General features: G+C 67.2%; 11 protein-coding genes. 5 read left to right on the forward strand and 6 right to left on the reverse strand.

Annotation, left to right across the window (positions count from 1 at the left end):
- Window positions 1-164: 164 nt before the first annotated feature.
- A complete protein-coding gene (locus G5C50_RS31290) occupies window positions 165-1,001 on the reverse strand; it encodes a transglutaminase-like domain-containing protein (RefSeq protein WP_165075835.1) in 837 nt (278 codons plus the stop codon).
- A gap of 242 nt (window positions 1,002-1,243) precedes the next feature.
- On the opposite strand from G5C50_RS31290, the gene G5C50_RS31295 reads away from it, so the two are divergent.
- Together G5C50_RS31295 and G5C50_RS31300 are read left to right on the forward strand one after the other, a co-directional pair.
- Complete coding sequence (locus G5C50_RS31295; protein ID WP_165075837.1) at window positions 1,244-1,984, forward strand: peptidase; 741 nt, start codon at window positions 1,244-1,246, stop codon at window positions 1,982-1,984.
- A gap of 99 nt (window positions 1,985-2,083) precedes the next feature.
- Window positions 2,084-5,341, forward strand: a complete 3,258-nt coding sequence (locus tag G5C50_RS31300) for an efflux RND transporter permease subunit (protein ID WP_165075839.1) — start codon at window positions 2,084-2,086, stop codon at window positions 5,339-5,341.
- Window positions 5,342-5,494: 153 nt separating this feature from the next.
- On the opposite strand, the gene G5C50_RS31305 is transcribed toward G5C50_RS31300, so the two are convergent.
- Window positions 5,495-7,213: a M3 family oligoendopeptidase gene (locus tag G5C50_RS31305; protein WP_165075842.1), complete on the reverse strand. Its 1,719-nt coding sequence runs from the start codon at window positions 7,211-7,213 to the stop codon at window positions 5,495-5,497.
- Window positions 7,214-7,285: 72 nt separating this feature from the next.
- Window positions 7,286-7,585, reverse strand: a complete 300-nt coding sequence (locus G5C50_RS31310; RefSeq protein WP_165075845.1) for a hypothetical protein — start codon at window positions 7,583-7,585, stop codon at window positions 7,286-7,288.
- 242 nt (window positions 7,586-7,827) lie between these two features.
- On the opposite strand from G5C50_RS31310, the gene G5C50_RS31315 reads away from it, so the two are divergent.
- The gene (locus G5C50_RS31315) at window positions 7,828-8,868 is read left to right on the forward strand and encodes a TIM barrel protein (protein ID WP_240907431.1); all 1,041 of its coding nucleotides are present in this window, start codon (window positions 7,828-7,830) and stop codon (window positions 8,866-8,868) included.
- Between the two features lie 353 nt (window positions 8,869-9,221).
- Here G5C50_RS31315 and G5C50_RS31320 read toward each other — a convergent pair whose 3' ends face one another.
- The 3 genes from G5C50_RS31320 to G5C50_RS31330 all read right to left on the reverse strand — a co-directional run bounded on the left by G5C50_RS31320 (window position 9,222) and on the right by G5C50_RS31330 (window position 14,448).
- Window positions 9,222-10,760 carry a sulfatase family protein gene (locus tag G5C50_RS31320; RefSeq protein WP_165075847.1) on the reverse strand — a complete coding sequence of 513 codons (1,539 nt, stop codon included), beginning with the start codon at window positions 10,758-10,760 and terminating at the stop codon, window positions 9,222-9,224.
- Between the two features lie 106 nt (window positions 10,761-10,866).
- On the reverse strand, window positions 10,867-13,683 hold the full coding sequence (gene uvrA, locus G5C50_RS31325) for an excinuclease ABC subunit UvrA (RefSeq protein WP_165075849.1): 2,817 nt from the start codon (window positions 13,681-13,683) through the stop codon (window positions 10,867-10,869).
- A 165-nt stretch (window positions 13,684-13,848) separates the two neighbouring features.
- On the reverse strand, window positions 13,849-14,448 hold the full coding sequence (locus tag G5C50_RS31330; protein ID WP_165075852.1) for a Uma2 family endonuclease: 600 nt from the start codon (window positions 14,446-14,448) through the stop codon (window positions 13,849-13,851).
- 264 nt (window positions 14,449-14,712) lie between these two features.
- On the opposite strand from G5C50_RS31330, the gene G5C50_RS31335 reads away from it, so the two are divergent.
- Entirely contained in the window at window positions 14,713-17,277 is a 2,565-nt protein-coding gene (locus tag G5C50_RS31335) for a hypothetical protein (RefSeq protein WP_165075855.1), read from the forward strand.
- A gap of 33 nt (window positions 17,278-17,310) precedes the next feature.
- Window positions 17,311-18,240: an ABC transporter ATP-binding protein gene (locus tag G5C50_RS31340; RefSeq protein ID WP_165075857.1), complete on the forward strand. Its 930-nt coding sequence runs from the start codon at window positions 17,311-17,313 to the stop codon at window positions 18,238-18,240.
- Window positions 18,241-18,515: the final 275 nt, after the last annotated feature.

Consider the following 18,515-nt stretch of genomic DNA (forward strand, 5'->3'; position numbering starts at 1 on the left):
GTGGGTGCCCGATCGGTATGGGATGTCTCTTCGCCGTTGGATGTCCACGGCGATCGGGGCGCCCACAAGGGACGCCCCTACCGATTGGGCCCACACGATCGGTCGGCCATCGAACGGTCATGATGAGGCGGGTGTTCGGCGACTAACGATCCCAGGGATGCGTCTTATCCATGGACCTTGGTCTGGCCGGTCGCGTCGGTGACCTCGTCGGTCCAGACATCGAACTTCTTGAGCGTCGTCGGACCGAAGCTGGTGGTGATGGCGACGTCGACGGCGTCGCGGCCCTTGGCCATGAGCAGGCGGCCGATCCGGCGCTGGTTGTGGCGGGCGTCGAAGGTGTGCCACTTGCCGCTGAGGTAGACCTCGAACCAGGCGGAAAAATCCATCGGATCGGGCGCGATCGGGACGCCGATATCCCCCAGGTAGCCGGTGACGTACCGGGCGGGGATGCCCATGCAGCGGCAGAACGCCACGGCGAGGTGCGTAAAGTCGCGGCAGACCCCCTTTTTCTCCTCGAAGGCGTCCTTGGCCGTCTTGGTCCAGCGGGCGTATTTGTACCCGAAGGTGATGTGGTCGTGGACGTAATCGACGATCGCCTGGACGCGGTCCCAGCCTCGGGGGGTCTTGGAGAAGAGGTCCCACGCCGCCTCGCTGAGTGCGTCGACCTCGCAGTATCGGCTCGCCAGCAGGAACTGCATGACGTCCGGCGGCAGTTGGTCGATGGGGATCTCCTGGGCGTCGGCGGCGATCGGGTCGGGCTTGCCGTCGACCTCGACCACGGCGTCGTTCGTCAGTCGAAGCGTTCCAGCCGGCGCCAGGAGCCGTCTCGAACGGTTGCCGAACTCGTCGTCGAAGTCCAGGACGTCGACGGCCGGTTCGACCTTCAGGTCTTCCGGCTTGACGAGGAGCGGCTCGACCGACGGATGCACGCGCAAGAGCATCATCATGGCCGTCGGGGCGGGGATCTCGAATTGGATGTCGTATCCGATGCGAATGAACATAGGGGCGCCCGCGGACGTAGGGAGGTGCAAGGAACCGCCAGGGGATAAGGCGCGCGGGAGAGGTGCGAAAATCGTACCAATCGTTCAGGGCGTCGTCCATCATCGGCCGATTTTACCGTCTCGACGCCGGCCGCCAGGCGTCGTCGACCTTGCCAGGGGCCGTCGCGAGATGGTATTCAAGATCCAGAAACGGGTTCGGACGCGGGACCTGTCGGAGCGAGGCGGCGCGGAGGTTGGGCACGATGACGTATTGCCTGGGCATCATCACGAAGGACGGCTTCGTGGCGGCCTCGGACTCGCGGACCAACGCCGGCTACGATCAGGTGAACGTCTGTCGCAAGATGCACCTCTTCGAGATCCCCGGCGAACGAGTCTTCGTGGCAATGACCAGCGGCAGCCTCTCGTGCAGTCAGTCCGTGGTGACGCTGCTCCGCAAGGATTTCGAACTGGGCAAGGGGCTCGCCGCCGTCGAGACGATGTACGACGCCGCCCGCTGCGTCGGCGATCAGGTCCGCCGCGTCTCCAAGCTCGACCGCAAGGCGCTGGAGCGAGACGGCTTCAAGGTCAACGTCAACGTCATTCTCGCCGGCCAGATTCAGGGGCACGCGCACGACCTGTACATGGTCTATCCCCAGGGGAATCCCTTGCGCGCCTCGGCCGAGTCTCCATTCCTCCAGATCGGCGAGTGCAAGTACGGCCGGCCGATCCTCGACCGGGGGGTCCGCTACGACCGGACCTCCCTGGAGGATGCTGCGCGCTACGCGCTGATTTCGATCGACTCCACCCTGCGTTCGAACGCCACCGTCGGCCCGCCGATCGACCTGCTGGTTTACGGCAAGGACGAGCTGCACCTCAACCGCCGCCGCCGCTTCCCCGACCGCGATCCCGACCTCGCGGCCATCCACGTTCAGTGGGAGCACGCGCTTCGCCAGGCCGTGCAGGCGTTGCCGCCGGTTGATTTCTCTCCTGAAGCAAGTCGTTGAGAGTTCCCTCTCGACGCCTAACGCTTTCGAAGATTAAATTATTCGAATAATCCTCCCCCGGGGTCTCCCCCCCTCGCCCAGCGGTCGGAAGGCGGTCCGATGGTACGCGCGATCATTTCGTGGAGTCTTCACAACCGCCTGATCGTCCTGTTGGGGGTCGCGGCGCTTGTGGCGGCCGGGGTTTACTCGGCGATGCACCTGGACGTCGAGGCTTACCCCGACCCGACGCCCCCGCTGGTGGAGGTCATCACCCAGAATCCCGGCGCCAGCCCCGAGGAAATGGAGCGGCTGGTGGGGATCCCGCTTGAGACGGCGCTCAACGGGATGAAGGGGCTGAAATACCTGCGCAGCACCTCGCTCGCCGGCCTCAACGACATCAAGTGCATCTTTGAGTACGGCACCGACTACTGGGCGGCCCGGCAGGAGGTCATCAACCGGATCTCGTTCGTTTCCGAGCTGCCCGACGGCGTCACCCCCTCGCTGTCGCCCTGGAGCCCGACCGGCGAGATCGTCCGATATGTGCTGGAAGGGGATCGTTACACCCTCAACCAGCTCAAGGCGGTCCAGGACTGGGTGCTGGAACGAGCGCTGAAGACGGTGCCAGGCGTCATCGACGTGACCGGCTTCGGCGGGACGGTGAAGCAGTACCAGATCCTCGTCGACCCCCGTTTGCTGCGGCAGTACGACGTGTCCCTGCAACAGGTCGAGGACGCGATCAACAAGTCCAACGCGAACGTCGGCGGCGACGTTCTGATGCTGGGGAGCCAGGCTCACAACGTCCGGGCGGTCGGCCTGCTGGGGAAGGGGGTGGATCCGCTCGACCCCGAGAACGCCCCGAACGCTCTGGCGATCGAGATTCAGAAGCTGGAGGACCTCAACCAGGTCGTCATCACCTCGCGCAACGGCGAGCCCGTCTACCTCCGGCAGGTGGCGACGTCGGTCGTCGGCTCGCGGCCTCGCCTTGGGATCGTCGGCTGGGGCGAGAAGGACGACGTCGTCGAGGGGATCGTCCTGATGCGCAAGGGGGAGCAGGCCCTCCCCACCGCCGAGAACGTCCGCAAGAAGTTTGAGGAGATCGAGCAGGAGAAGCTCCTCCCCGAGGGGATGAAGATCAATGTCTTCAACCAGCGGACCGACCTGGTCCACGTCACGACCCACAACGTCCTGCACAACCTGGTCGTGGGCATGGCGCTGGTGGTCGCCGTGCTGTTCGTCTTCCTGGGAGACTTCGCCAGCGCCGCGATCGTGGCCGTGATGATCCCGCTGGCCCTGTTGTTCTCGATCACGGTGCTGTATTTCCGCCACGAGTCGGCCAACCTGCTGTCGATCGGGGCGGTCGACTTCGGCATCATCGTGGACAGCTCGGTCATCATCGTCGAGAACATCTTCCGCCACCTGACGGCGCCCAACACCGACCGCTCGCGGCCGCTGATCGACCGGATCATCGAGGCCTCCAACGAGATCGAACACGCCTTGTTCTTCTCGACGACGATCATCATCTGCGCCTTCATCCCGCTCTTCTCGATGTCGGGACCGGAGGGCGCCCTGTTCGGGCCGATGGCGAACACCTACGCCTTCGCGATCCTGGGTGCGTTGCTGCTGGCGCTGACGCTGGCGCCGGTCCTCTGCTCGTTCTGCTTCAAGAACAAGGAGCACGAGGAGGACACCTTCGTCGACCGCCTGATGAAGAAGCGGTACCTCCACAACCTGGACCGCGTCCTGAACCATCGTTACATGACGATGGCCTTCATGGGGGGCCTGATGGTCGCGACCGCCCTGATGATCCCGAGCCTGGGCGGCGAGTTCATGCCCCAGTTGGAAGAAGGGAACCTCTGGATCCGGGCGATCCTGCCGCGGACCGTCTCGCTGGAGACGGCCGCGCAGATGGCGCCGAAGCTCCGCGCGGTGATCGAAGCAACGCCGGAGGTCCGCGGCGTGATGTCGCACGTCGGCCGGCCTGACGACGGCACCGACGTCACCTCATATTTCAACGTCGAGTTCAACGTCCCCCTCAAGCCCATGGAGGAGTGGCGGCCGGAGATGACCCGCGAGAAGATCCAGGACGAGATGTCGGAGCGGTTCAAGGCGTTCCCCGGCGTCAACTTCAACTTCTCGCAGCTCATCCGCGACAACGTCGAGGAGGCTCTCTCGGGCGTGAAGGGGGCCAACTCGGTCAAGCTCTTCGGCAACGACATCCAGACGCTCGAAGAGGCCGGCCAGCGCGTCGTGAACGTGATCCGAAACGTCCACGGCATCGAGGGCGTCGGACTCTTCCACATCGTCGGCCAGCCGAACCTGGAGATCGAGATCGACCGCGCCGCGTGCGCTCGGCACGGGATCAACATCGAGGACGTCGAGGACGCCGTTCAGGTGGCCATCGGCGGACGGTCCTTCTCGCGGATGGTCGAGGGGGAAAAGCTCTACGACATCGTTCTGCGGCTGCCGCCGGCCTTGCGCGACGACCCCGAAGTCATCAGCAAGGTCATGATCGACGTCCCCGCTCGCGGAGACGCGCCGGGGTATCGCGTGCCGCTGGCGCAACTCGCGCAGATCCACGCCCACAAGCCGGGCGCCTCGTACATCTACCGTGAGAACAACCGCCGTTACATCCCGATCAAGTTCAGCGTCCGGGGTCGCGACCTGGCTTCCGCCATCGCCGAAGCTCAGCGCCGGGTCGATGATCCCAAGACGGGCGCCGACCTCCCGCGCGGCTACTCGATCATCTGGTCGGGCGAGTTCGCGCAGATGCAGCAGGCCAACGCCCGGCTCATGTGGATCGTGCCGCTGGCGATCGGCCTGATCATGATCCTGTTGTACATGGCCTTCAGTTCGGTGAAAGACGCGCTGCTGGTCATGGCCAACGTCGTCGCGGCGACGATGGGGGGCATCTGGGCTCTGAAGATGACGAATACGCCGTTCTCGATCTCGGCGGCCGTCGGCTTCATCTCGATCTTCGGCGTGGCCGTGCAGGACGGCGTGCTTCTGATCTCGTACTTCAACCAGATGCGGAGCGCGGGCCTGCCGGTGCGTGAGGCGATCATGCACGGGGCCGAGCTGCGCGTTCGCCCGGTTGTGATGACCTCGCTGACGGCGGCCCTCGGCCTGCTGCCGGCCGCGATGGCTCAGTCGATCGGCTCGCAGGCCCAGAAGCCGCTGGCCATCGTCGTCGTCGGCGGCATGCTGGTCACGCTCTTCCTGACCCGCTACTTGATGCCCGTTCTCTACAGCTTCTTCCCTGGCCCCCTCAGCCACCACCTCGACTCCGAGGCCGAGATGATGATCGAGGGCTCGCACTACACCGAGGAAATCCTCCGCGAGGAACACGACGAACCCCTCCCCGAACCCGAGGACGGCTGAGCCATTCCATGGGGACGGAGGTGTGGGGCGATCGTTCGGAGAAGGATGGGAGCCCCGCTCCTCGCGTGAATTCAGTCACAGGCGGGAGGCGGAGGGTCTGATCCCCGCCTCCCGTTTCGATGATTACGACTTCGGCTCAGTCGGGCGAACCCGTCAGGGGGCGAGTCGGGAAAGTTCCTGCCCGATCGTTTCCATCAACGGGGCGATGGTCGGCACGTCGAAGGCGAAGCGGGCGCCGGCGGCTTCGAAGAGTTGGGGCAGGGGCCTGGCGCCGCCGATGGACAGCGCCTTGCGGTAGGAAGCCACCGCCCCGGGGCGGTCGGTCAGGCTGCGCTTCCAGAGCTGGAGGGCGCCGAGCTGCGCGATGCCGTACTCGATGTAATAGAACGGGTACAGGAAGATGTGGAGCTGGCGGTGCCACGAGTGGTCGCGGGCGTCTTCCAGGCCCGACCAGTCGACGTCGCCGCCGAACCGCTCGATGAGCCCACGCCAGGCGGCGCGACGGTCGTCGCGGGTGTGCTCGGGGTTGTTGTAGAGCCAGTGCTGGAAGGCGTCGACCGTGGCGATCCAGGGGAGGATCGTGACGATTCCCTCCAGCAGCTTGCGGTACGACCTCTCGGATTCCGCCGGGGCGTAGAATGGGTCCTTGGCACCGGCGCCGAACAGCTCCATCGTCATCGAGGCGACTTCGCAGAACTCCAGCGGGCTCTCACGATAGGCGGCCAGCTTCTCGCCGCGTGAGGCCAGCGTGTGGAAGGCGTGGCCCCCTTCATGGAGCAGCGTGCGGACGTCGCCGTCCACGCCCACGGCGTTCATGAAGATGAACGGCAGGCGATCGGCCTCGTAGGTCGTCTGATAGCCGCCGGGCGCCTTCCCCTTGCGGTTGGCCAGGTCCAGCAGGTTGTGCTCGCGCATGTAAGCGAACTGGGCGCCGAGGTCCGGGTCGACCTCGCGGAAGATCTCCTCCGCGCCCACGGCGAGGCGGGCGACGTCGTCGTAGGGCTTCAGCGGAGGCCGGCCCAGGGAGTCGGCCGAGAGGTCCCAGGGGCGGAGTGAATCAACGCCCAGGCTCTTGCGGTGCTCGCGATGGATCTCGGCGGCGAGGGGGACGACGGTCTTTTCGACGGCCTCGTGGAAGGCGTACGCCTCGGTCGGGCCGTAGTCGAACCGCTCGCGGTTGCGGTAGGAGTAGGCGACGTAGTCGTCGAACCCGGCCTCGCGGGCGATCTCCAGGCGGAGGGCCCGCATCTCGTCGAAGAGGCCGTCGAGCATGTCGCGATCGGTCAGCCGGCGCTCGGCGGCGAGCGTCCAGGCCTCGCGGCGGACGTTGCGGTCGGGCGATTCCAGGAACGGCGAGAGCTGCGCCAGCGTCCGCTCCTGCCCCTGGAACTGGACGGTCATCGCGCCGACGGCCTTCTGGTACGACTGCTGCAATTCGGCCAGGCGGGTCTCGCGGGGGATGTTGGCCTCGCGATAGAGGGCCCGGCGGTTCTCCAGCGAGCGGACGAAGACGTGATACCGATCCTTCGACAGCCCCGCGCGGCCGGGGGCGTCCAGGAACCTGTTGCGGACGTCGTTGAGGTAGGGCTTGAGCTTCGGCTCGACCTCGCGGACGAACTCCAGGTAAGACGCCTCACGCGCCGGGTCGTCGGTCTGACAGGTCATCGCGACGTAGCGCGCCGTCCCTTCCTGGCCGACGGCCGCGTTCAATTCGTCGGAGGCCGCCAGCCAGGTCTCCACCTGCTCGGGCGTGTCGACGGGCAGGGCCAGCAGCTTCTGGTACCAGGGCTCGATCTGCTCCCAGGTCTTCAGTTCGGTGCCTTCGGGGAGCCAGCGCGGGGGGAACTTTTCGGGAACGTAGGTCGTCGTCATCGGGCCTGCCTGTCTTCCTTCATGAGAGGATTCGTCGATCCGTCGCGGGTCTCGGCCGGGCTTGGATTGATTTCAGGGGATGCTGACCTGGACGCACCAGACGCCGATGAAGAGCCAGCCCGTCATCGCGGCCGTGCCGACCGTTAGGACCACGATCGTGGCGGCGAAGGCTTCGACGTGTTCCAGCAGGTCGCGCGCCAGGCCGATGGAGCCGACCGTCTGAAAGAGGGCCATGACCGCGGCCAGGCCCAGAGCGAACTCGCCGAGCCCGGTGAAGAAGACGATCACGGCGACTCGGCCGGCGGGATCGCGGCAGATCGTCAGCGTGAAGGCGACCAGCAGGATGATGAACGCGAGCGTCTGGATTTTCACGTCGCCCTCCCGCTCGACCGGCCCCGGCCCACCTTCGCGCCCGCCGCCGCCAAAAGGGATCATCCCCGCCGGGAGCGACCGCTGTCAACGGCCGTCGCGCCCGGTGAACGGTCGGCACAGGGCCATTGAGCGGCAGCGCCCCTCCGGTAATATACAGGGGCCGACGGCCTTCCGCCCGTCGAAGTCTCTCCCGCGTGCGAGGCCGCAGCGACCCGCCGGCCGGTTTCCGGAGCATCCGACGCATGAGCACCCCGACCAAGTTCCGCTTCACCTTCGGCCCCTGGAACATCAGCACCGGCGCCGACCCCTTCGGACCCCCCGCCCGCAAGGAGATGGAGTACGCCCGGAAGCTGAAGACCTACAAGGAGCTGGGCTTCGACGGCGTCCAGTTCCACGACGACGACATCGTCCCCGCCGACCTCGACTGGCAGGCGACCCTCAAGGGGACCGCCGAGGTCAAGAAGATCCTCGACGGCGAGGGCCTGTTCGTCGAGATCATCGCCCCGAGGCTCTGGGAAGATCCCCGCACTCTCGACGGCGGCTTCACCTCCAACTGCCCCAAGGAACGGCAGTACGCCATCGACCGCGCCAAGCGGTGCGCTGACCTTGCCGACGAGGTCGGCTGTAAGAACTACGTCCTCTGGCTGGCCCGCGAAGGGACGTACATCCGCGAGGCCAAGTGCGCCAAGACGGCCGTCGCCCGGATCGTCGACGCCTGGAACGCCATTCTGGAGCACAACAAGAACGTCCGGATCCTCGGCGAGGCCAAGCCCAACGAGCCGACCGATTCCGCTTATCTTCCCACCGTCGGCCACATGATGGCCGTCACCTACAAGACAATCGACCCGTCGCGTTCGGGCGTGTTGATCGAGAGCGCCCACTCGATCCTGGCCGGCCTCGACCCGGCCGACGACATGGCCTTCGCGCTCTACCACGGCAAGCTCTGGAGCGTGCACCTCAACGACCAGAACGGGCTGAAGTACGACCAGGACAAGACGTTCGGCTCGGTCGACCTGCGGCGGGCGTTCAACCAGGTCTGGACCCTGGACAAGAACGGCTTCGGCAAGAACGGCGAGTGCGTGGGCCTGGACGTCAAGGCCATGCGCACGACCACCTTCGAGGACTCGCTGCGGCACCTCGCCAACTCCAAGATCATGTTCCTCCGCCTCCTCGACATCGTCCGCGCCGTCGACGAGAAGGAAGTCGAAGCCCTTCGCGCTGAGAAGAAGTACGAGCAGCTTGAAATGCTGATTCTCGATATGCTGATGGGAAAGAAGAGCTGAGTCGCGTCCTGTTATACTGAGCGGCGATCGAGAGTCGCGGCCTCGGACTCAATCCGTACCATAAACGGCCTTCCCCCCTCGCGGGGGAAGGTGGCCCGAAGGGCCGGATGAGGGGGGATCGGCGGTGCATCAGAAACCAGCCGCCGGAACCGCGTCCGGCGGCGGTCGTCCCCCTCATCTGATCGCTTCGCGATCTGTCTTGCCCCGCGAGGGGGGAAGACCGCCCTCAGCATCGCTCGATCCGAAACGCCGGAACCCTCACCCGGCGAGCGGCCTTGAGATCGAACCTCGCTTGGTCGGCAAAACAAAGGCAGGGAGCCGCGAGGGGGATGGAGCCCCACCGCACTCCGGCCTTACATATGTTTCCCCGCCCACGGGTTGGGCTTGTCGCGCGGGGTGAGGCACCACTCGACGACCCCTCGATCGGAGAGGCAGGCGGGGACCGGCTCGGGGCCTTCCCAGGTGGCTCGGAAGCGTTCAGCGAGGCTGCGGGTCAACTCGACCTTGACGGCCGCGAAGGCTGGCTCGGCTGAGAGGTCGTGGTCCTCGTTGGGGTCGGCCTGGACGTCGAAGAGGCGTTCGTAAGGGCCGGTCGGCGGGTGGGCCGGTGCGTAGCCGTCCTTGCGAGGGCGGCGACCGCTGCCGACGATCAGCTTGTAGCGATCCGTCCGGGCCATCGCCTCTTCGTTCTCGTTGTACTCGCTGAAGACGACCGACCTCCCCACAGCGCCCGGCCGCCCCAGGACCAGCCCCGACATGTCGCGGCCGTGCAGGCCCGGCGGAGCCGGCTGGCCGAGCAGGGCGAGGATCGTCGGCAGGACGTCGACGAGTTCCACCATCTCGCCCACGCGGCGATCCGTGGGGATGCGCCCGGGTTGCCGGAACAGCAGCGGCACCCGCACGGCGGATTCATAGAAGCAATGCTTCTCGAACCGCCCGTGACGACCCAGCATGTAGCCGTTGTCGCTCAGGAAGACGACCAGCGTGTCGTTTCCCAGGCCATTGTCGTCGAGCGTCCGAACCAGCCGGCCGATCTGCTCGTCGACGAATGCGAGTGAGGTGTAATAAGAGGCCTGAATTCCCCGGACGTGGCGCGGTTCCAGGCCGCAGAAGACGGTCGGCTGTTCGAACCGGTCCCGGACGCTCACTGGCGGTGCGGCGAACTGGTCGGGATGGAATCGGCCCCTGTATTCGACGGGGAAGTGGAAGGGGGCGTGCGGCTCATAGAAGCTGACGACCAGGGCGAAAGGTCGGCCCGGCTCTTCCTTCATGAACCGGACGGCGCGGTTGACGAAGTAGGTCGCGTCCATCGACCCCGTGTCCAGCCCGGCGTCCTCGACGCCGGAGTTCAGCCAGTCCGCCGTCGGGTCGACCATCGGCCGCCAGGGCTTGCGATTGTCGCCGGCCGGCGGAGGATGCGCGCCCAGGTGCTTGAGCCACTCCGCGTAGTCGCGCCGCAGCGCGAAGCCGTGGTTCGACGTGTCGTTGAAGTGCATTTTGCCGACGGCCGCCGTCCGATAGCCTCGCTCGCCGAGCATGTGCCCGAGCGTCCTCACCGACTCGGGCAGAGCCGTGGGGAGCCGCGTCACGCCCGTCGCGTGCGGCAACTTGCCGCTGATGAACGACTGGCGACTGGGAGTGCAGAGCGGGTTGTTGCAGTAGGCTCGACGAAAGTAGGAGCCCTGGCGGGCCAGTCCGTCCAGGTTGGGCGTCGCGCCGTGGGCGTCACCCTCGATCCCCATCGTCTCGGCCGCCTGATCGTCGTCCACGATCAGCAGCAGGTTCGGCGGCCGTCGCAGGGGCTCCGCCGCGCGGGACGTATCGACGGCGAGACCCAGCGCCATGAGGGCCAGAAGCGTCGCCGTCCTCAGGGCCCGCCCGCCCGCGATCATCGCGATCCTCCGTCGGTCATCTCCTGGCCTCCATGCCGGGATCGGGCGATCCCTGGTCATATCGTCGCCCCGGCTCGTCCATGCTGAGGAAAAAGCTTCGTTGGACTTAATCCGGCCGCTGCGTTCGTCCGGCGAGATCTTTCTTCAGGTAGACCCCGGTTGGACTTTCGGAAATCTCGGCGACCTCCGTCGGCGTTCCCTGGGCCACCACCCGCCCCCCTCGCGAGCCGGCCTCCGGCCCCAGGTCGACGACCCAGTCGGCGGCGGCGATGACGTCGAGGTCGTGCTCAATGACGACAAGCGTGTTCCCTTGATCGGCCAGCCGGTCGAGGACCCCCAGCAGCCGGTCGACGTCGGCGAAGTGCAGGCCGGTCGTCGGCTCGTCGAGGATGTAAAGCCGGTCGCCCCCCTCGGGCCTCCCCAGGTGCGCGGCGAGCTTCACGCGCTGGGCCTCGCCGCCGGAGAGCGTCGCGCCGGACTGGCCGAGCGTCAGGTAGCCGACTCCCACGTCATGCAGCGCCCGCAGCCCCGGCAGCACGCGCTGCTGGGCGTCGAAGAAGGCAAGTGCCTCGTCGACGCGGAGGTCCAGCACGTCGCCGATCGATAAATCCTTGAACAGAACCTCAAGCGTTTGGCGGTTGAAACGCTTGCCGCCGCATTCCTCGCAGACGACGTACAGATCGGGGAGGAACTGCATGGGCACCCGACGCCGGCCCAGGCCGCGGCAGGTCTCGCATCGGCCTCCTCGCGCGTTGAAGCTGAACCGCGCCGGGCCGTAGCCCCGGATGCGAGCCTCGCGCGTCTTGGCGAAGACGCGGCGGATCTCGTCGAAGACGCCGGCGAACGTCGCGGGAGTCGATCGCGGCGTGCGGCCGATCGGCGACTGGTCGATCTCGACGAGGCTCGTAAGCGAGTCCCAGCCGGCGATCGTCCCCAACTCGGGTGATTCGCGGAGGCTCGCCCGATCTCGGCGGCGGAAGGCGCGGGCAAGGACGTCGAAGACCAGCGTGCTCTTGCCCGACCCGCTCACCCCCGTGACGCACGTCAAGGCGCCCAGGGGGATCCGGACGTCGATCTCGCGCAGGTTGTGGACGGTCGAGCCTTGGATCGTGAGCCATCCCGGCGACTTCGCCAGGCGGTCGCCGTGGGCAGGCGGGCGACGGTCGTCGCCTCGGAGGCGGCGGCCTGTGAGCGAGGCAGGCGCGGCGGCGATCCGGGGCGGCGGCCCCTCGGCGACGATCGACCCGCCGTCCGGCCCCGCGCCGGGGCCGACGTCGACGATCCAGTCGGCCGCGCGAATGATATGCTCGTCGTGCTCGACGACGAGCACGCTGTTCCCCAAATCGCGGAGCCTGCGCAGGGCCTCCAGCAGCCGGTCGACGTCGCGAGGGTGCAGCCCTGAGGTCGGCTCGTCGAGCACGTAGCAGACGCCTGTCAGGTCCGAGCCGAGCTGCGTCGCCAGTCGGACGCGCTGAAGCTCCCCGCCGGAGAGCGTCGCCGCGCCTCGGCCGATCGCCAGGTATTCGAGCCCCACCTCGGTGAGGAACCGCAGCCGGCTCCTGATCTCGCGGAGCAGAGGGGCGGCGACGGCCTGGTCGTCGTCGCCGGCGAAAGTCAGGTCGTCGAAGAATGCGCGGGCTTCCTCGACGGTCATCTCGCCGACCTGGGCGATCGACTTACCTCCCACCCGCGCTGCCAGAGCCTCGGGCCGGAGCCTGGCTCCCTGGCAGGCGGGGCAGGGGGCCTCCTCGCGGTAGGAGGCCAGGGCCGACCGCACCGCCGGCCGTTCCGCCGCGCGGTCCAGTTCGGCGAGCCTCGCGAGGACGCCGGTGAAGCCGTCCTTGTCCTTTTCGCCGTGCAGGAACGCCTCGAAGACGGCCTCAGGCCAGTCAGCGAGCGTGACGGATCGCGTTAACTTGTGGCGATCCAGGAATGCGACGAGTTTCGGATCGTCGAGCTGCGTCTGACGGATCCTGAGGCCCAGCTTCGCCCAGGGCGCGACGGCCCCGGCATTGAGCGACTTCGAGCGGTCGGGGACGATGAGGTCGGCCTGGAACGCGGGGACGACGCCGAGGCCGTCGCAGGTCGGGCAGGCGCCTTGAGGGCTGTTGAAGCTGTAACCGCGCGGTTCAACGGTCGGGATGCTGACGCCGCAGTCCGGGCAGGCGTGGTGGACGCTCATCGGCCGGTCCTCCCACGTCCCGCCCACGTCCACGGAGACCGTCGCCAGCCCTTCCGAGAGCTTCAGCGCCAGGTTCAGGCTCTCGGCCAGGCGAGCGGCGACGCCTTCGCGGATCACCAGCCGATCGACCACGGCGTCGATGGTGTGGTTCTTCGTCTTCGCCAGCTTGGGCGGCTCGTCGATCTCGACGACCTCGCCGTCGACTCGCGCCCGGATCAGCCCCGCGCGGCGGATCGTCTGGAAGACCTCGGCGTGGGCTCCTTTCCGACCTCGGACTAGCGGGGCCATGACCAGCAGCCGCGTCCCCGTCGGGTAGGCCATGACGGTCGCCGTCATCTGCTCGGGCGTCTGGCTGCGGATGGGCAAGCCGCACTTCGGGCAGTGGGGGACGCCCAGGCGAGAGAAAAGCACGCGGAGCGAATCCTGAATCTCCGTCAGCGTGCCGACCGTGCTCCGGAGGCCCGGCCTTCCCGCCCGCTGGTCGATGGCGACCGTCGGCGGCAGGCCCTCCACGTCGTCGACGTCCGGGCGCTCCATCTGGTCGAGGAACTGCCGCGCGTAGCCGGAAAGGCTCTCCACATACCGCCGCTGGCCTTCAGCGAAGACCGTGTCGAACGCCAGCGAACTCTTCCCCGAGCCGCTGACGCCGGTCAGAACCACCAGCGCATCGCGAGGCAGGTCGACGTCCACCCCCTTCAAATTGTGCGTCCGCGCCCCGCGGACCGCGATCGCCGTCGCCATGCCGTCCTCGCCTCCTCCCTGGGCCCTCGCCGACGCCGCCTGATCTCCCAACCGTCTTCTCCCGGCGAAACGAGTCGCCTTAACGGAAATTAATCGGAGGCGGCCGTCCGCCGCCGACAGGGATCTCGGAAAAAATTATGTGGGGAGACCAATGCTATGGCGGGTTCATGGCAGCAGGTCTCGCACGGGGATCGGGCTGATCTCGACTCCGTCGATCGCCAGGCGGATCGCGCCGTCGGGGCCGACGGCCTCAATGTGGGCGTAAGTCGCCTGGTCGGTCGGGTCGGAGTGGACCTCGACCACGCGGTCGACGAGGTTGACGATCCAGTAGTTCGGGATGCCGGCCCGGGCGTAAACGCGAGCCTTCAGGCCGCGATCTCGGGGTAGAGAGGAATCGGCGACCTCGATCACCAGGGGGACCTCTTTGGGGCCGGGATGGCGTTCCAGGAAATCGCGGGCCTGCCCACGGGCGACGGCCAGGTCGGGCTCCGGCTGGCTGTCGGCGGTGGTGATGGCGGACTTCACACTCACTCGCCAGACGCTCTCCAACACGTGGATCAGGAGTGGAGTTGCGAGCGCAATGGCGACCGCATGAGCAGGGCCTCCGCACCTCTTCGGGGTGATCCAGCCTTCCAGCAGTTCGTGCCTGGGTTCTTCGGGCAGGGCCCCGGAGCGGATGAGGCTTTCGTATTCGGCCACGGTGAAGCGCATGACCGGCACCGGGGCGAGTTCGGCGGGATCGAGGAGGAGGGGCGGGGCGGCCATGGGGGGCGGACCTCCGGGAACGGGTCGAGTCGAGCGTAGGACACGGCCTCCGGCATGGCCGCGACGGTCCTTTGTTGATTCTATCGCGTCGGCTCGGCAACGGCCTGGGGTCGCCTTCGTGCGTTCGTCCCTTGCCGTCGGTCTCAACTTTCTACTACAGTTGTCGGCGAGGCGTTTTCGGGGGCTTTCGCGGCGGTAGCGTGGATGCTAAACTCGGCGGTTCCTCTCGTCGCGCGTCTGGGGATCTAGGAAGGGGCGTCGATCGTGAAGCGAACCGTGGCGGCGGTTGTGATCGCGGTCCTGACGCTGGGGGCGGCGGCCCGGCCGGCTGCGGCTCAGGAGGAGCCCTCGAACAGCGGCCTGTCGCAGGCCGACGAGGAAAAGCTGCGGATGCTGAGCGATCCCGAGGCGCTCAGCAAAAAGGACCAGGCCAAGGACGCCAGGCAGCGGATTCCGTTCGAGGTATTCCGTTCGTCGGTCCCCCCCAGCGAAGTCCTGCCCTGGGTCAAATCGCGGCACTGGCACGCGATGGCCGTTGATCTGCGGGCCAATCTCGACGATTACGTGGGCAGCCTTCAGACCTCGCCGATCGCGCTCCCCGATATGCCTCAGGACGTCACCTTCGGTCGTGAGGCTCGGCTGATCCGAGAGCAGAGGACGAGGCTAGGGATGTCGTTCCTGCTCCCGAGCGCGGCGGCCGTCAAGGAGATGCCGTTGGAATTGGGCCGGCCTGGGGCCATCCGGCCAGACCACGTCTATCCCGCATCGATCAAGGCCATGGCTCCCAACCAGATGCTCGTCGTGGTGTTGACCAAGGAGGCGAGTGGCGGCTATGCAACCTGGTCGCGGATGAACGCCACCCTGCCCGGCTCATTGGACCGCGCCGACGCCCCGTCGACCGACGTTCTGCGATACTACCGGATGAGCCTTTTCTCGGAGCCTGACAACCTGTCACTGCCGAACCACCCCTTGACCTGGACCGCCGTTAGCCACGTCGTCTGGGACGGGATGGAGCCGGACGTGATTTCGGTCGCCCATCAGGAGGCGTTGATCGATTGGATCCATTGGGGAGGGCAGTTGATCTTGATGGGCGGCGCCGGCCCGAAGTTCTCGGTCCTGCGCGACAGCTTCCTCGACGCCTATCTTCCGGCCGACTCGACCGGCGAGGTCCGCTCGCTGGACGAGGCCGATCTCAAGGCGCTGGCGGAAGCCTATCGGCCGCCTCCGGGGGCCGTCTCGGTCGCCGACCGCGTGCTGTTGTCGTCGCAGCCGGGTGCGGGGGTGGTCAACTCGGGATACCGACGGATGCAGCCGGCGGGTTTCGACGATCCCATCCCGCAACGGAGCGCGACTTACGGGGCGCCCGACCCGATCCGGACCGCGGACGGCGTCACCGTGCTGGCCGCCGTCATGCGGCCTCGCGAGGGCTCGACGCTGGTGCCGATCCGAGAGGGGGGCGAACTCCCTCTGGCGGTTGAGCGACGCGTCGGTCGAGGCCGGATCACCATGCTGGCCGTCAACCCGACCGAGCCCGCGCTGGTCGCCTGGAAGGGGCTCGACAGCATGGTCCGACGGGTGGTCTTCCGCCGTCCCGAGGAGTCGTCCGTCGCGCTCGGCACGGTGCCCGGGCCGGTCGATCCGGTGCAGGTCATCCAGGGGCCGGACTTGACCTGGTACCGAATCGCCACCCGCGACGTGGGCGTTCCGTCCCCACCGCCGCCTTCTCAGCCGCCCAACCTCCCCGCGATGCGGCGAGGCTTCGCCGCCCCCTCGCCTCCAGGCCAGTTCACGTCGGTCGACTACAGCGCGTCGGGAGGCGAATCCGCGGCCGTTCAGACGGGGGGCGTCACGGAGTGGCGCGACGACTCCCAGATCCCCATCGTCTCTCGCGACGCCCTGGAGAAATCGTCTGGGATCAAGGTCCCTAGCTCGTCGTTCGTGCTCAAGGTGATCCTGGCCTATGTGCTGGCGATCGCGCCGTTGAACTGGCTGATCTGCCGCGTGATCTTGCGGCGTCGGGAACTGGCCTGGGTGGCCGTGCCGCTGCTGGCGTTGGGCTTCGCGGGGGCCGTCGAGCGGGTTGCGGCCTACGACCTGGGTTTCGACTCGGCGGGAGACGAGTTGGACGTGCTGGAGATCCAGGGCGAATTCCCCCGCGGTCATATCAGCCGGTTCGGATCGATCTACACCACGGGCCACGGCCGATACGCGATCCGATTCCCCAACGACACGACGGCCCTGGCCCTGCCGATGGCGACCGGCCGGGCCATCGCCGGCGAGGATCGCACCACGGCCGCCTGGCGCTCGTTCCCCATCCCGGCGCTGGAGGACTTCATCGTCCAGCCGCGCAGCCTCTCCATGTATCGGGCCGAGCAGATGGCGAATCTCTCCGGGCCGATCGTCGTGGAGGGGGAAGCCGGCTCGCGGAAGATCCGCAACAGCAGCGGCATGGAGCTTCGAGACGCCTTCGTCATCGAGCAGGGTCGGGGAGGGAGCGCCGTCGAGAGGTATCTCGGGACGATCGCCCCGGATGCGGTCGTGGACCTGGACGGCGATGACACCGAGCCTCCTGCGGCCGTGGTCAACGGTTACGACGGCCCGGACCCGTCCGCCATTCTTCACGCCCTGCGGAGACCGGCGGCCGTCAAACCGGAGGAAATCGGCGAGATCCGCCTGACGGCCTGGACGCCCGGCCCGGCGGCCGGCCCCGAGTTCTCGCCGCCGCTCGACCGGCATCGGGGCTCGACGGTGGTCGTCGCCCATCTCAGGTACGGCCCTCCGCCTGATCCGGCCGGTCGCCATTACGACCTGAACGCCGACGCCCGCTGATCGACCCGTCCGAACGAACCGAGGTTTCCGCTCATGATCGAGGTCGTCAACTTCACGAAGCACTACGGCGACTTCGCCGCCGTCGACGATTTGAGCTTCAACATCGGGCAAGGGGAGATCTTCGGCTTCATCGGGCCCAACGGCGCGGGGAAGAGCACGACGATCCGGTTCCTCGCCACCCTGCTCCGGCCGACGTCCGGCGAGGGCCGCATCGCGGGGCACTCCGTCACCGAGGACCCGATGGCCGTCCGCCGCGTCATCGGCTTCATGCCCGACGACTTCGGCGTCTACGACGGCATGAAGGTCTGGGAGTTCCTCGACTTCTTCGCCGTCGCCTATGAGCTGCCCAAATCCAAGCGACGGACGATCATCGGCGAGGTTTTGGAACTCCTCGACCTGACCCACAAGCGCGACGACTACGTCAACGGCCTCTCCAAGGGCATGAAGCAACGCCTCTGCCTGGCCAAGACGCTCGTGCACGACCCGCCGGTGCTGATCCTGGACGAGCCGGCCTCCGGGCTGGACCCCCGAGCCCGGCTGGAGATGAAGGCGTTGCTCACCGAGCTGAAGCGGATGGGTAAGACCATCCTGGTCTCCAGCCACATCCTCTCCGAACTGGCCGACTTCTGCACGTCGATCGGCGTCATCGAGCGCGGTCGACTCCTAGCGGCCGGCAGCATCCGCGACATCCAGCGCCAGATTCGCGCCCACCGCGTCTTGAAGGTCGAGCTGACCGAGGGCGACACCGCCCGCGCCGCCGCCATCCTGGAGAACGACCCGGCCATCAAGTCCGTGGAAGCTTTCGACCGCACGATCACCGCCGAGTTCCACGGCGTCGACGAGGACATGGGCCGCCTCCTGCAACGCCTGATGGCCGAAGGGATCCCCGTCCGCTCGTTCGCCGAAGAACCCCTCAGCCTGGAGGAGGTGTTCATGATGATCACGAAGGGGATCGTGAACTGACGGGCGAATGCGGGGCGTTGGCAGGCGGTCGAATGAGGCGTAGCTTCGATACCGGAGCAGCCTGCCCAGGCCGTTCGGCGCGACTTGCATGCGAGTCGCCTGAAGACGATGGAGTTTCCCCATGTCCCCTCTCCCCCCGGGAGAGGGTGGCCCGAAGGGCCGGGTGAGGGTCGTCGGACCTGCAGGCATAGCCTAGGTTCGCGGCTTGCGAGACCGACGTGTCCTCCGAAATCCCACGACCCTCACCCGCCGCTGCGCGGCTGCCCTCTCCCGGG

Source organism: Paludisphaera rhizosphaerae (assembly GCF_011065895.1).
Taxonomy (GTDB): Bacteria; Planctomycetota; Planctomycetia; order Isosphaerales; family Isosphaeraceae; genus Paludisphaera; species Paludisphaera rhizosphaerae.

Bases quoted from the DNA above. Each gene is read 5' to 3' on its own strand.
- G5C50_RS31340 (WP_165075857.1), top strand. From the start codon at position 17,311: ATGATCGAGGTCGTCAACTTCACGAAGCACTACGGCGACTTCGCCGCC.
- G5C50_RS31315 (WP_240907431.1), top strand. From the start codon at position 7,828: ATGAGCACCCCGACCAAGTTCCGCTTCACCTTCGGCCCCTGGAACATC.
- G5C50_RS31300 (WP_165075839.1), top strand. From the start codon at position 2,084: ATGGTACGCGCGATCATTTCGTGGAGTCTTCACAACCGCCTGATCGTC.
- G5C50_RS31320 (WP_165075847.1), bottom strand. From the start codon at position 10,760: ATGATCGCGGGCGGGCGGGCCCTGAGGACGGCGACGCTTCTGGCCCTC.
- G5C50_RS31330 (WP_165075852.1), bottom strand. From the start codon at position 14,448: ATGGCCGCCCCGCCCCTCCTCCTCGATCCCGCCGAACTCGCCCCGGTG.
- G5C50_RS31305 (WP_165075842.1), bottom strand. From the start codon at position 7,213: ATGACGACGACCTACGTTCCCGAAAAGTTCCCCCCGCGCTGGCTCCCC.
- G5C50_RS31295 (WP_165075837.1), top strand. From the start codon at position 1,244: ATGACGTATTGCCTGGGCATCATCACGAAGGACGGCTTCGTGGCGGCC.
- uvrA (WP_165075849.1), bottom strand. From the start codon at position 13,683: ATGGCGACGGCGATCGCGGTCCGCGGGGCGCGGACGCACAATTTGAAG.
- G5C50_RS31290 (WP_165075835.1), bottom strand. From the start codon at position 1,001: ATGTTCATTCGCATCGGATACGACATCCAATTCGAGATCCCCGCCCCG.